This window comes from Micromonospora sp. NPDC047074, from assembly GCF_040643815.1.
Lineage (GTDB): Bacteria > Actinomycetota > Actinomycetes > Mycobacteriales > Micromonosporaceae > Micromonospora.
In genome coordinates, this window is sequence record NZ_JBEYVB010000006.1 from 177,814 (window position 1) to 191,035 (window position 13,222).

Below are 13,222 nucleotides of genomic sequence, written 5' to 3' on the forward strand. Positions count from 1 at the left end.
TGCCCGGTGCGGACCGTTTCTCCGGGTGCGACCGGTGGTAGTCCCGGTACTCCCGGGCCCCGGAGGTCCGGCAGTGTGGCCGGCCACGGCCCTCGTCCGTGGTGTCACGCCGGCACCGGTCGCTGGTGACGACAGCGGCCGACCGGCCGCGACCAGCGAGAGGAGGCGCCCGCGGTGGAGAACAACCTCTTCTCCCGTCGGCGCGCGGAGCGCTTCGCGCAGCTTCTCGACGAGGCCAACGGGGGTCGGCGGCACCACGTCCGGTCCCGGGCCGACGACCAGTTGACCGCGCTCGTCGCGGTCGGGCAGCGTCTCCAGGCGGCCCCGCCCACCGTGGAGGTGGACGCGGAGTTCCGCACCGGGCTGCGCGCCATGCTGGTGGCGACCGTTGAACGCGAGGGCATCGGTGCCCCGGCAGCCGCCACGACCGAGCCGGCGTCCCGGCGATCCGCCGCCGACACCGGCCGCAACCGGCTGCTGCCGGCGGTGACCGCCCGCCGGGCCCGCGCCCGCGGCGCCATCCTGGTGGGCATCGCGGCCGGCGCCGTCGCCCTCTCCGGCATCTCGGCCGCCAGTGAGAACGCGGTCCCCGGCGACGCGCTGTACGGCATGAAACGCTCCACCGAACGTGCCCAGCTCGCGCTGACCGGCTCGGACGTCAGCAAGGGTCAGCTGTTCCTGGACTTCGCCCGGACCCGGCTGGCCGAGGCCGCCTCGTTGCGCGGGGACGAGGACGGGTTCAGCGCCGTGCTGGACGACATGGACGCCGACACCCGCCAGGGCGTACGACTGCTGACGATCGCCGCGACGCAGCGCTCGGACCCGGCGGCGCTGGACGCGGTCAACTCCTTCCTCACCGGTCAACGGCGCGCGGTCAGCGGCCTCCTCGACGACGCCACCCGGGCCGACCGCGACCGGGTCCGCCGCTCGCTCGCCCTGCTCGACGCGGTCCGCAAGCGCTCCGACGCGCTGCGCGCCGCGATCGCCTGCGGCCTGCCCGCCCCGGGCGGCAGTGACACCCTCGGCCCGACCCCGGGCACCTGCCCCGGCGACCGCTGACCGTTCCTGCTGGCCGCTACCGCCGGCAGGGTCCGGCGGCCTGGAAGTCGAAGGCCCGCCGGCCGGGCAGCCCGGCGTCGCTGGCGCGGCGCTGTCGACCTGCCCCCACGGGACGGGGCAGTCGACAGGTCTGGACCGGGTCCCTCGGCGCCATGCGAGGCGCGGGAACGCGCTCGGCGGTGGTCCCACACATGGGGCAGCTCGACAGCGCGGATTGGCCAAGGGCCCGGCCGGGAGCCAAGCCGAGGCACCAGGCCAGGCACCGGGCTCCGGATACCCTCGCGAGAGGCACACGCCGCGCCGGTCGAGCGGAGGGAGGTCGCGTGGCCCGCAGCCGGAAGGTGACGGTCAGCACCGACGCCCACGGTCACACCGCCGGCTGGGCGGAGACCGGCCTGACGCCCCCGGCTCCCCCGGAACCGGATCCGACCGCGGCGGCCTTCTTCGACGTCGACAACACGATGATGCGGGGCGCCTCGATCTACTGGTTCGCCCGGGGCCTCGCCGCGCGCAACTACTTCACCACGGCCGACCTGGCCCGGTTCGGCTGGCAGCAACTGCGGTTCCGACTGCTCGCCACCGAGCACGCCGGGGACATGTCGCAGGCCAAGGCGGCCGCCCTCGCCTTCGTCGAGGGCTGGCGGGTGGACGACGTGGAGCGCCTCGCGGAGGAGATCTTCGACGAGCTGATGGCGCCCCGGATCTGGGGCGGAACCCGCCAGCTGGCCCAGCGCCACCTGGACACCGGCGAGCGGGTCTGGCTGGTCAGTGCCGCCCCGGTGGAGATCGGCAGGGTGATCGCCGCCCGGTTGGGCCTGACCGGCGCGATCGGCACGGTGGCCGAGATCGTCGACGGCGCGTACACCGGTCGGCTGGTCGGCGACCTGATGCACGGCCCGGCCAAGGCCGAGGCGGTCACCCAGCTCGCCGCGGTCGAAGGGCTGGACCTCGGCCGCTGCACCGCCTACAGCGACTCGTACAACGACCTGCCGCTGCTCTCCCTGGTGGGCCGGGGCGTGGCGGTCAATCCGGACGGGGCCCTGCTCAAGGAGGCCCGGCGGCGCGGCTGGGACGTACGCGACTTCCGCACCGGGCGCCGGGCCGTCAAGATCGCCCTGCCGTCCACCGCGGCCGCCGGCCTGGTCGCCGGGGCGGTCACGGCCGGGCTGGCGCTGCACCGGCGCCGGCGCGACGGCTGACCGCACCGGTCTCCCGCGTCACGGGCCGAACGGGTCCGGGCGCCGCTCCAGGAGCTGGTGCAGGGTCTGCTGGATGGTCTCCCGCACCTGGTCCGCGAGGTTGAAGACGACAAGCGGGTCGTCGGCGGAGTCCGTCAGGTGCGCGGTCGGGATCGGCGGGCAGAACTCGATCAGCCACTTGCTCGGCAGCGGCACCATGCCCAGCGGTCCCAGCACGGGGAAGGTCGGCGTGACCGGGAAGTAGGGCAGCTTGAGCAGCCGTGCCAGCGGCTTGATGTCGGCGAGCATCGGATATGTCTCCTCGCCGCCGACGATGGCGACCGGCACGATCGGGGTGCCGGTACGCAGCGCCGCCGAGACGAACCCGCCCCGGCCGAAGCGTTGCAGCTTGTAGCGCTCGGAGTAGAGCTTGCCGATGCCCTTGAATCCCTCGGGGAACACGCCGACCAGTTCGCCGCCGCCGAGCAGCCGCTCGGCGTCCGGGTTGCAGGCGACCGTCCCGCCCGTCTTGCGGGCGATCTCGGAGACCACCGGCATCCGGAAGACCAGGTCGGCGCCGAGCAGCCGCAGGTAGCGGTGGGCCGGGTGCTGGTCGTGCAGGGCGGTCGAGAGGATCAGCGCGTCCAGCGCCACGGTGCCGGAGTGGTTGCCCACGACCAGGCCCGCGCCCTGGGTGGGCACGTGCTCCAGGCCGGTCACCTCGGTGCGGAACCAGTCCCGGTAGAGCACCCGCAGCAGCGGGTGGAAGACCGCCTCCGTGATGTCGGGGTCGAAGCCGAACTCGTCGACCTCGTAGTCGCCGGAGAGCCGACGGCGCAGGAACGCCAGGCCCTTGGCGACCTTGCGGTCCCAGTGGTCGCCCGGCCGGTCGGCCACCGCCGGCCCGGCCACCGGGGCCGGCGCGGCACCCGTGACCGTCTCGTCCGTGGCGGAGGTGTCGGGCTCGTCGGCCGGAACGGGGTGGTGGCCGTTCGCGCGCGCGGGCTCCGCGTCCGGCGCGGCCACGATCAGTGGTACGTCGTAGCGACGGTCGCGCCGTTCCTCCGGCCCGCTCACGAGTCCTCCTGTACGACCGACCGGACCTGCCGGATCCCGTCGAGCACGAGCTGCTCCGCGGCGGCGAGCTGGTCCCGGTGCAGCACGATCCCGCCGTGGTGGGCGCGGATGAAGTCGTCGAAGGCGGCGGCGGTGGAACGGGGCGTGAAGCCGTACTCCCGCTCAAGGCGGCTGGTGTCGACGACCCGGCCGTGCACGAAGAGGTCGACCTGGTCCAGGCCGTAGCGGCCGAAGCCGAGGCTGCGCGCGATCGCGGCGGCGCTGGACAGGCCGGGCTCCAGCACCGGGACGGCGACCCGGCCGGCCCGGCGGATCGCCTGGGAGAGCGAGAGGACGCCGGGGCCGGCCACGTTGTAGGTGCCCTGGTGGTCCTCGACGACCGACCGGTGCAGCACCTCCAGCGCGTCGTCGAAGTGCAGGAACTGCAACCGGGGGTCGCGCCCGAACACGGTGGGCACCACCGGCTGGGAGAAGTAGCGGGTGAGGGTGGTGTCGGCGGTCGAGCCGATGAACGGCGCGAAGCGCAGCACGGTCGCGGTGACGTCGGGCCGGCGGCGACGGAAGCCGCGGACGTACCCCTCGATGTCGAGGATGTCGCGGCCGAAGCCGCCGCGCGGCACCTCACGCGGCTCGGTCTCCTCGGTGAAGACCGCCGGGTCCCGGAAGGACGCCCCGTAGGCGGCCGTCGAGGAACGAACCACGAGCTTGCGCAGCCGGGGGGCGCGCTGGCAGGCGGCGAGGAGCTGCATCGTGCCGATGACGTTCTGCTCCTTCATCGCCGAGCGACCGCCCTGCTGCGGATCCGGCGCGGTGACCAGGGCGACGTGGACCACGGCATCGACGTCGAGGTCGCCGAGGAGGCCGCCGAGCGAGCCGGCGTCGACGCGGACACGCTCGACCCGGTCGAGCAGGTCGGCGAACTCGGTGGCGGGCTCCGCCGGGTCCACGCCGATGACCCGCTCGATGCGCGGGTCGGCGGCGAGCCGGGCGGCGACGTGCGCGCCGAGGTAGCGGCTGACCCCGGTCACGACGACGACCCCCGGGGCACCTGGGGTGCCACCGGGGGTCATGTCGTGCACCTCCCCCGGCAGGCCGGATCGAGCCGGGACATCCACGGCCTGATCACCTGAGCCTCCGGAGGTCGACAGTTGGCAAGTGACGACGGGTGCCGGGTCGGGACCCGGCCCCGGTCACTTGCCGAGACGGCGACGCTGGACGCGGGTCTTGCGCAGCAGCTTGCGGTGCTTCTTCTTAGCCATGCGCTTGCGGCGCTTCTTGACCACCGAGCCCATACGACAGCCTTTCGATGCAACGTGCGGGGCGACCGGAAGACGCCACACTCCCGTGGCGTCGGCGACCGCTTGCGGACAATGGACCGGGCCAGCGGGGAATGCGGCGGGGCGCACCTGCGGTCACGGTCGGGCTCCAGGGTAGCCGGAGAGCGTCAGCAGGACCAACGCGCCCCCGTCGATGCCCGTTACGTCGCACTCGGCCGGTGGCCGGCGGAGGGATCAGGCGGTTTCCTGAAAGGCGCCGCGCAGGTATTCGTGCACCGCGTGTTCGGGCACCCGGAACGACCGGCCCACCCGCACGGCGGTGAGCTCACCGCTGTGCACCAGGCGATAGACGGTCATCTTCGACACCCGCATGACCGTCGCCACCTCGGCGACGGTCAGGAACTTGACCTCCGACAGCCGACCGTCGGACTGCGACCCGGCCATGGCTCACCGACCAATCCCATGCCCGGCGCGTGCCACCGGACGGATTCGTCCGCCCGGACCGGCGACGCGCGTGTTACCAGTACGGTAGCGGGACGGCTGTGACCGGCGCGATCCCTTCGTGCAACTGATCATAATTCGCACCGGCGTCCACTCGACCGGTTACGTCCGCACCGAACCTGTTGCGCCCGGTGCCCGTCCTGTCCTGGGGAGAGCCCCCGGCGCCCCTCCTGTCGCGGAAGGCGCCCGGTGGCTCCGGTGGCGCCACCGGAGCCACCGGGCGGGTGCCCCGGGCCGCTTCCGGACGCGGACCGGGGCTCCGCGCTGGGAGCGGGCACCAGTGTGTCAGGTCGGCTCCCGCCAGCCGACAGCGGTCGATCATGAACGCCGTCGCCCCAGGTCGGTCGCAGTCGGCCCGGGTCGTCCTGTCGGCTCAGGTCGCCGCGTTGCCCAGGGTCGCGGTCGCCCCGGGGTCGCCGCGTGCCCAGGTTGCCGTGGGGCCGCCGGTCAGGCGACCACGGCGCGGACGTACCCGACGCACTCGTCGTGCAGGGCGGACCACGGCTCGTCGAGAGTGCGCTCGGCGGCCTGGTCCACCGGAACGCGCTCGTGTACGACGGCCGCGAAGAAGGCGAGCAGCCGCTCCGGGCCGAACCTGTCGATCAGGTGCCGCACCGCCAGATAGGAGACGCCGTAACTGGCACTGACCCGGTCGGCCGGAGCGTCGTCGGCCGCGCCGAGGCTGTCGAGCCGGCCGTCCCAGCCGCCGCCGAGCAGGCGCCGCACCTCGGCCAGCCCGGCGTACCGGTCGATCGGCGCCCCGTCGGCGCCCGCGTACTCGGCCAGCCCCTCCACCAGCCACCAGGTGCCCTTGCCCGGGTAGCCCCGCTCGGGCAGGGTGGCGGCGTGGGTCAGCTCGTGCCGGAGCAGGTCGTCGACTGCCCCGGTGACGAGTCCGTCCGCGTTGAGCACCACCTCGTGGTGGCCGCCGCCGACCGTGACCGCGTACCCGCCGGTCCACTTCGGCCGGCCGCCGCCGTACCAGCGTTGCCACTCGCCCCGGCCCGCGTAGAAGATCCGGTACCGGTCCGGCGTACGGCCGTCGACGGCGTACGTGTCGGCGATCCTGGCGGCGGCCTCGGCCTGGGCGAGCAGACCGGGCAGCTTCTTGCGCAGGGCGGGAGTGGTGGCCACGAGCGTACGCGGGCCGACAGCGACAGCCATCTCGCTCACCTCCCACGGCCGGGTGCCGGTCGCCGCGGAACGGGACGGTTCCACGGCGAGCAACCGGGGCCGCTCCCCCTCCCGCCAGCGAGTCTCGGTCAACACCCGGCTGGTGCGGCAGCCCGGCGCGACGAAGCAGTAGCGGAACTCGACCGGCAGCCGCCACTCGCCGGCCCGGCCCTCGACGGGAGCTGGCAGGCCGTTCGCGTCGGCCTGCCAGGCGGTCACCCGCAGGGCGCGCAGCGCGGCGTACCGGCGACGCAGTTCCGGATGCGCGACCGGCTCCGCGACCGCCAGGAACCCGGCCCGGTCCCCGCCGAGCAGTGCGGCGGACTGCCGCGCCAGTTCCGCCACCATGCGCTCACCGAGCCGGCGGGCGGCCTCGGCGGCGGGATCCTCGGCCCGGCCGGCGGACGATCCCGGGGCGCGCGGGTCATCGGCGCGCACCAGGCCGGCCACCAGCGCCGTGGGTACGCCGCAGGCCAGCAGCACCACGACCGCCGCCAGCGCCACCCACAGCGGCCGGAGCCGCCGCGCCGGCCGCTGACCGCCCGTCACGGCCTGACCGGGGCCGGCAGGGTGGTACGGCGAACCAGGCCCCGCAGCATCGGCCAACGCGGCGACAGCGCCCGGGGCGGCGGCAACGGCCGAGGCGGCGGCAACGGCCGGGACGGCGACAGCGCCCGGGTCGGCCGAAGGGACCGAACCAGGCGCAGGGGCCAGTGCGGTCGGATCAGCCCGGCCATCCGAACCCGCTGAGGCAGCCGAACCCACGGGAACGGTAGAATCCTCCGAGGCGGCGGAAACAGTTCCGGCGGCCGGACCCGCAGTGGCGGCCGACGCCGCAGGTTTGGTCGGCACGACAGGCCCGGCCGGCGCCTTCATCGACACGACGGGCCCGGCCAGCGCCGCCGCCACGACGGGCTCGGCGGGCTCGGCGGGCACGGCGGGCACGGCGGGCACGACCGGCACGACCGGCTCCGCAGGCTCGGCCGGCTCGGCGGGCTCGGCCGGCTCCGCGGGCTCGGCCGGCTCCGCGGGCTCGGCCGGCTCCGCAGGGAGGGTGGTTTCCGCCGGCACGGCCGGTTCCGCAGGACCTGGCAGACCGAATTCGTTCCTGCCCTCAACCTGCCCTGCCCCTGCGGCCGATGCCACGTCCGTCTCCGGCACGCCGTCGTCCCCGGGCTGCCCCTCAGTCACCCGCCGAAGCCTACGTCCACCCATCCCACCGAACCCGTGCCCGCGCCCGAGCCCTCGACGACGGCGCCGGCGCCGGCGCCGGCGCCGGCGCCATGATCACGCTACTTCCTGGAAGTAGTCCCCTCCTCAGCACAGAAGCCCACACTTTCCTGGAAGTAGTCGGCATGCGCAGCGGGTGTAGTCGGCATGCGCAGCGGGTGCGGTCGGCATGCGCAGCGGGTGCGGTCGGCATGCGCAGCGGGTGCGGTCGGGATGCCCAGCGGGTGCGGCGGGTGCGAGGGCAGGTGTTGACCTCTATCCGGCTTCAGGTCGCAGGATCGACCCATGCCGCTTTCCCGTACCGCCGTGCCGCACCTGCGGATCGCCCGTCCGAGTCGTGACCTGGCGGCGGCCGAACGCTTCTGGGTCGGCGGGCTCGGTCTCGACGTGCTCTGGCGCTCCACCGCAGGGGCGCCCGGCGAGCACGACCTGCTCATGGTGGGCCGACCGGGCGAGCACTGGCACCTGGAACTCGTCGGCGGCGAGCAGCTCACCGTCACGCCGACGCCGACCGCCGAGGACCTGCTGGTGCTGTACCTCGACGGCCCCGTCGACGACGAGCTGGTGCGGGAACTGGAACGGGCCGGCGGGACGCGGGTCTCCGCCGGCCCGTACTGGGACCGCTGGGGGGTCACGGTGGCCGATCCGGACGGCTACCGCCTGGTGCTGAGCACCCGGGGCTGGTCGAACGGCTGACTCACTTCTTGGACAGCACGGCGCGGCCAAAGAAGGCCAGGTTCGAGGGGCGCTCGGCGAGGCGGCGCATCAGGTAGCCGTACCAGTCCTCGCCGTAGGGCAGGTAGGTCCGCACCGTGTAGCCCTCGCCGGCCAGCCGGGCCTGTTCCTCGGGCCGGATGCCGTAGAGCATCTGGAACTCGAACCGCTCGGGGCCACGGTCGAACCAGCGGGCCCGGTCCTCGCCGATGGCGATCAGGCGGGGATCGTGGGTCGCCAGCATCGGGTAGCCGTCGCCGGAGAGCAGGATGTTCAGACAGCGGACGTAGGACTTGTCCACCTCGCGGGCGGACTGGTAGGCCACCGACTCCGGCTCCTTGTACGCGCCCTTGCACAGCCGCACCCGGGAACCCGCCGTGGCCAGCTCCCGGCAGTCCGACTCGGTCCGCCGCAGGTACGCCTGGAGCACCGCGCCCGTGGCCGGGTGGTCCTTGCGCAGCTTGGCGAGGATGTCCAGGGTCGAGTCGGTGGTGGTGTGGTCCTCCATGTCCAGCGTGACCGTCGTGCCCGCCTCCTCGGCGGCGAGGCAGATCGCCCGCGCGTTGTCGAGGGCGAGCTGCTCGTCGAACATCTGGCCGAGCGCCGAGAGCTTCACGCTCACCTCGGCCGCCGGGGTGAGCCCCGCGCCGGAGAGCAGCTTCAGCAGCCTGACGTACTCGTCCCTGGTGGCGGTGGCCTGCTCGGGGGTGACGGTGTCCTCGCCGAGGTTGTCGAGGGTGACCGCGAGACCGGCGTCGACGAGTTCGCGGGTCGCGCGCAACGCGTCGTCGGTCTTGGCGCCGGCGACGAACCGGCGGACGAGGTCCCGGGTGAACGGGGCCGTCGCGACGAGCCGCTCGACCTGGGGTGACCGGGAGGCGGCGAGGATGACGGAACGGAGCATGGACCGAGCGTAACGCCCACCGGTGGCACCGCGCGGGGCAGCGGCCCCGGCACCGGGCCCAGGTCCCAACCGCATCACAGGCCCGACCCGTGGGGGGACGCAGGTGGCCCGCATCCGCTACAACGATGACGTGGAACCTCGCCCCCGCCGCCGGCTCCGGTCGGCCTCCGTGCAGCTCGGCGCGCTCACCGTCCTCGCGCTCACCCTCTCCGGCTGCAACATGACCTCGGACGACGACGATGACGACTGCGCCCTCGGCCCGGTGGGCGGCGGCGAGACGGTGGCCCTGGCGCTGCGGGCGCCCCAGGTCTCCGCCACGCGCACCGCACCGGAGCCGGCCGCCGCGGCCGTGCCCGACCGGGGCGGCTTCGGCACCCATCTCGCCTCCTGCGGCGGCTGAGGTGCGTCGGGAGACGGTCACCCCCCGCCCGGACTGGGACGCCACCATCCGCGCCCAGGGCCTGGTCTACGTCGACACCGAGCTGCCCGACGGCGGCATCATGTCGTACTGGGACGAGACCGCCGCGTACGCGTTCGAGCTGGAGGAGGTGCTGCGGCTGGAGGAGGCGACCGAGGAGCTGCACCGGATGTCGGTGGCCGCCGCCGAGCACGTCGTCGCCCGCGAGCGCTACGCCGACTTCGGCATCCCGGCCTGGGCGGCCGAGGCCGTGGCCCGGTCGCTGCGCGAGACGCCGCCGACCCTCTACGGCCGCTTCGACCTCGCCTACGACGGCAGTTGGCCCCCCAAGCTGCTGGAATACAACGCCGACACCCCCACCGCGCTGGTCGAGGCGAGCATCGTCCAGTGGTACTGGCTGGAGCACACCCGGCCGGAGCTGGACCAGTGGAACAGCCTGCACGAGCGGCTCGTCGGCGCCTGGGCCAAGATCGGGGCCGGGCTGCACGACCGCCGGGTGCACGTGCTCTGGTCGAACGAGGAGGAATCCGGCGAGGACCACATGACCGCCGGCTACCTCGCCGAGACCGCCCGCCAGGCGGGGCTGGAGGTCACGCTCCAGCCGATCCAGCAGGTCGGCTGGGACGGCCGGCGCTTCGTCGATGCGGCGGACCGCCCGATCACCACCTGCTTCAAGCTCTATCCCTGGGAGTGGATGCTCGCGGAGCCGTACGGGCCGAAGGCGGTGGAGCCGGGCACCCCGACGACCTGGATCGAGCCGGCGTGGAAGCTGCTCCTGTCGAACAAGGCGCTGCTCGCCGTGCTCTGGGAGCTGTATCCCGGGCACGAGCTGCTGCTGCCGGCCTACCTCGACTCGCCGCGCGGGATGCCGGAGTACGTGGCCAAGCCGCTGCTCGGCCGGGAGGGCGGCTCGGTGCGGATCGTCACGGGCGACACCGAGATCACCAATCCGGGGATCTACGGCGACGAGGGCTGGTGCTACCAGGAGTTCCGGGCGCTGCCGGAATTCGCCGGTAACCGGTTGGTGGTGGGCAGCTGGATCGTCGACGGCGAGTCGGCCGGGGTGGGCCTGCGTGAGAGCGCGAGCCTCATCACCGACGGCTACGCGCGGTTCCTGCCGCACTACATCGACGCACCACGAACCTGTTGAGTCGTCTACCGTTGGAGGCGTGAACTTCGACGCGTACGCCCGGACCGGCGTTGACCTCGTCAACGCCCGTCTGGACGACCTCGACGACCTGCGGGCCCTTTTTTCCGACGAAACTGCGTGGATGCACGACGAGGTGGCAGAGCGGGACCTCGCGACATTCCGGCGGGCGCAGAAGCGGCTGCGCGACGTCTTCGAGTACGGCACCTCCGGGCGGGACGGCCAGGCGGTGACCGAGCTCAACGCGCTGCTGGAGGCCTTCCCGGTGCAGCCCCGCATCTCCGGGCACGACTCCAACGACTGGCACATGCACGTCACCAGCCGGGGCGCCTCGGTGAGCGCCGAATACCTGGCCGGCGCGGTCTGGGGGCTGTCGGTCTGGCTCTGCGAGTACGGCAGCACCCGGTTCGGCGTGTGCGCCGACGAACGCTGCGGCAACGTCTACCTGGACACCTCGTCCAACTGTTGCCGGCGGTTCTGCTCGGAGCGCTGCGCCACCCGGTCGCACGTGGCCGCCCACCGCGCCCGCAAGCGCGCGGCGATCGGCGAGCAGACCAGCGCGACCAGCAAGGAATCCCTCACCACGGTCGTCTGACGCCCGACCCGGTCGGCGTTCAGGCGTCGACCGGGGACGGGGTGCCCAGGTGCTGACGGGCGAACGCCAGCGCCTCCCGCAGGTCCGCCTCCCGCACGGCGCGGCTCTTCGCTCCCCGCGTGGTGACCTCCACGGCGACCGAGCCGGTGAAGCCGCGCCCGGCCAGCGAGGAGAGCAGGGCGCCGCAGGGCTGGTTGCCGCGCCCCGGCACCAGGTGCTCGTCGCGGCCCTCGCCGGTGCCGTCACCGAGGTGCACGTGGGCCAGGTTGCCGCCCATCCGGTCGGCCATCGCCAGCGCGTCCGTGTGCGAGGCCGCGCAGTGCGACAGGTCGAGCGTGTAGGAGGGGTAGCCGGTCTCGGTCGGGTCCCAGCCCGGCACGTACGGCACGAACTGGCGGCCGGCCATCCGGACCGGGTACATGTTCTCCACCGGGAAGCGCAGGTCCGGGTACTCGGCGGCGATCGTGGCCAGCCCGTCGGCGAAGTTGCGTGCATAGTCCCGCTGCCAGGTGAACGGCGGGTGCACCACCACGGTGGGCGCCCCGAGGGTCGCCGCCAGCTCCGCGGACCTGCGCAGCCGCTCCCACGGGTCGGGGCTCCACACCCGCTGCGTCACCAGGAGGCACGGGGCGTGCACGGAGAGAACCGGAACGCCGTAGTGCTCGGAGAGCCCGCGCAGCGCGCCCGTGTCCTGGCTGACGGCGTCCGTCCAGACCATCACCTCGAGGCCGTCGTAGCCGAGTGCCGCGGCCAGCTGGAACGCCGCCGCGGTGCGTTCAGGGAACACCGAGGACGTGGACAGGAGCACCGGGACGCGGGAAGTCACACCATCGAGGGTAACCGGGGTCTGCCGACACCTCGTGACGAGAGGCCGCAAACCGCCCAGATCACACCGGGCCACTCTTCGTTCGCGACTGCGGGGCTCGCAAGCTCACTCCTCGCGCTCACACCGGGCCACTCTTCGTTCGCGACTGCGGGGCTCGCAAGCTCACTCCTCGCGCTCACACGGGACCGAGCTGGTCGAGGCGGCGCAGGATCACACCCTCGCGCAGCGCCCACGGGCAGATGTCCAGCGCGTCCACGTCCAGCCGGCGCAGCACCGCCTCGGCGACGACCGCCCCGGCGAGCAGTTGGTGGGCCCGGCCGGCGCTCACCCCCTCCAACTCGACGAGTTGGGCGGGTGGGATGTGCCGGATGAACCCGAGCACCTGCCGCAGCCCGGCGCGGGTCAGCCGGCGGGGCGCCCACAGGCCGGCGCCGGAGGGCGCGGCACCGGCCAGCCGGGCCAGCGTCCGGAAGGTCTTCGAGGTGGCCACCGGCCGTTCCCAGCCCACCTCGGTCATCTGCGCGACCACCGGCTCCAGCAGCTCGTCGACGTACGCCCGCAGCTCGTCGACGACCTCCGCCGACGGCGGCGCCGCGCTGCCGGGATCCACCCGGAGGCGGTCCCGGGTCAGCCGGCCGGCGCCGAGCGGCAGCGACACCGCGACGGCCGGATCCTCGTCGATGCCGGCCGCGATCTCCAGCGAGCCGCCGCCGATGTCCAGCACCAGCAGCCGACCGGCTGACCAGCCGAACCAGCGCCGCACCGCGAGGAAGGTCAGCCGCGCCTCGTCCGCCCCGGGGAGCACCTCCAGGCGTACGCCCGCCTCCTCCCGGACCCTCGCCAGCACGTCGGCGGCGTTGGTGGCGTCCCGGACGGCGGAGGTGGCGAACGCGATCAGGTCCTCGGCGCCCAGCCCCGCGGCCGCCGCCCTGGCCATGCCGACCGCCTTGACCAGGCCGTCCGCGCCGGGCTCGGTGAGCGCGCCGTCCGGGCCGATCTGCTCGGCCAGCCGCAGCACCACCTTCTCCGAGTGCGCCGGCCAGGGGTGCGCGCCGTGATGGGCGTCGACCACCAGCAGGTGCACCGTGTTGGAACCCACGTCGAGGACACCCAGTCGCATGCT

14 protein-coding genes and 1 pseudogene are annotated in these 13,222 nt (G+C 73.8%); 6 read left to right on the forward strand and 9 right to left on the reverse strand.

Annotated features, from left to right (window positions below; translation table 11 throughout):
* Positions 1-174 precede the first annotated feature (174 nt).
* A complete protein-coding gene (locus ABZ809_RS12245) occupies positions 175-1,059 on the forward strand; it encodes a DUF5667 domain-containing protein (protein ID WP_357562508.1) in 885 nt (294 codons plus the stop codon).
* A gap of 323 nt (positions 1,060-1,382) precedes the next feature.
* A complete protein-coding gene (locus ABZ809_RS12250) occupies positions 1,383-2,258 on the forward strand; it encodes an HAD-IB family hydrolase (RefSeq protein WP_357562509.1) in 876 nt (291 codons plus the stop codon).
* An 18-nt stretch (positions 2,259-2,276) separates the two neighbouring features.
* On the opposite strand, the gene ABZ809_RS12255 is transcribed toward ABZ809_RS12250, so the two are convergent.
* From ABZ809_RS12255 to ABZ809_RS12280, 6 genes and pseudogenes are all read right to left on the reverse strand, one after another.
* A complete protein-coding gene (locus tag ABZ809_RS12255; RefSeq protein WP_357562605.1) occupies positions 2,277-3,149 on the reverse strand; it encodes a lysophospholipid acyltransferase family protein in 873 nt (290 codons plus the stop codon).
* A gap of 161 nt (positions 3,150-3,310) precedes the next feature.
* On the reverse strand, positions 3,311-4,384 hold the full coding sequence (locus ABZ809_RS12260; protein WP_357562510.1) for an NAD-dependent epimerase/dehydratase family protein: 1,074 nt from the start codon (positions 4,382-4,384) through the stop codon (positions 3,311-3,313).
* Between the two features lie 120 nt (positions 4,385-4,504).
* Positions 4,505-4,606 (reverse strand): AURKAIP1/COX24 domain-containing protein, encoded by a 102-nt coding sequence (locus ABZ809_RS12265; RefSeq protein ID WP_007465623.1) that lies wholly within the window; start codon positions 4,604-4,606, stop codon positions 4,505-4,507.
* Positions 4,607-4,825: 219 nt separating this feature from the next.
* The gene (locus tag ABZ809_RS12270; RefSeq protein WP_007465625.1) at positions 4,826-5,035 is read right to left on the reverse strand and encodes a helix-turn-helix domain-containing protein; all 210 of its coding nucleotides are present in this window, start codon (positions 5,033-5,035) and stop codon (positions 4,826-4,828) included.
* Positions 5,036-5,163: 128 nt separating this feature from the next.
* A pseudogene (locus ABZ809_RS12275) lies at positions 5,164-5,424 on the reverse strand (hypothetical protein); the annotation flags it as partial.
* Positions 5,425-5,539: 115 nt separating this feature from the next.
* On the reverse strand, positions 5,540-6,814 hold the full coding sequence (locus ABZ809_RS12280; RefSeq protein ID WP_357562511.1) for a hypothetical protein: 1,275 nt from the start codon (positions 6,812-6,814) through the stop codon (positions 5,540-5,542).
* 966 nt (positions 6,815-7,780) lie between these two features.
* Here ABZ809_RS12280 and ABZ809_RS12285 point away from each other — a divergent pair.
* Entirely contained in the window at positions 7,781-8,191 is a 411-nt protein-coding gene (locus ABZ809_RS12285) for a VOC family protein (RefSeq protein WP_357562512.1), read from the forward strand.
* Position 8,192: 1 nt separating this feature from the next.
* Here ABZ809_RS12285 and ABZ809_RS12290 read toward each other — a convergent pair whose 3' ends face one another.
* Positions 8,193-9,113, reverse strand: coding sequence for a proline dehydrogenase family protein (locus ABZ809_RS12290; RefSeq protein ID WP_357562513.1), 921 nt, complete (start codon positions 9,111-9,113; stop codon positions 8,193-8,195).
* Between the two features lie 130 nt (positions 9,114-9,243).
* On the opposite strand from ABZ809_RS12290, the gene ABZ809_RS12295 reads away from it, so the two are divergent.
* Genes ABZ809_RS12295 through ABZ809_RS12305 form a run of 3 tightly spaced genes read left to right on the forward strand, consistent with a single transcriptional unit; the run spans position 9,244 to position 11,273 of the window.
* Positions 9,244-9,513: a hypothetical protein gene (locus ABZ809_RS12295; RefSeq protein ID WP_357562514.1), complete on the forward strand. Its 270-nt coding sequence runs from the start codon at positions 9,244-9,246 to the stop codon at positions 9,511-9,513.
* Between the two features lies 1 nt (position 9,514).
* A complete protein-coding gene (locus tag ABZ809_RS12300; protein WP_357562515.1) occupies positions 9,515-10,681 on the forward strand; it encodes a glutathionylspermidine synthase family protein in 1,167 nt (388 codons plus the stop codon).
* A gap of 19 nt (positions 10,682-10,700) precedes the next feature.
* Positions 10,701-11,273, forward strand: coding sequence for a CGNR zinc finger domain-containing protein (locus tag ABZ809_RS12305; protein WP_357562516.1), 573 nt, complete (start codon positions 10,701-10,703; stop codon positions 11,271-11,273).
* Positions 11,274-11,292: 19 nt separating this feature from the next.
* On the opposite strand, the gene ABZ809_RS12310 is transcribed toward ABZ809_RS12305, so the two are convergent.
* Positions 11,293-12,099 (reverse strand): sugar phosphate isomerase/epimerase, encoded by an 807-nt coding sequence (locus ABZ809_RS12310; RefSeq protein WP_357562517.1) that lies wholly within the window; start codon positions 12,097-12,099, stop codon positions 11,293-11,295.
* Between the two features lie 175 nt (positions 12,100-12,274).
* The gene (locus ABZ809_RS12315; RefSeq protein ID WP_357562518.1) at positions 12,275-13,219 is read right to left on the reverse strand and encodes a Ppx/GppA phosphatase family protein; all 945 of its coding nucleotides are present in this window, start codon (positions 13,217-13,219) and stop codon (positions 12,275-12,277) included.
* Positions 13,220-13,222: the final 3 nt, after the last annotated feature.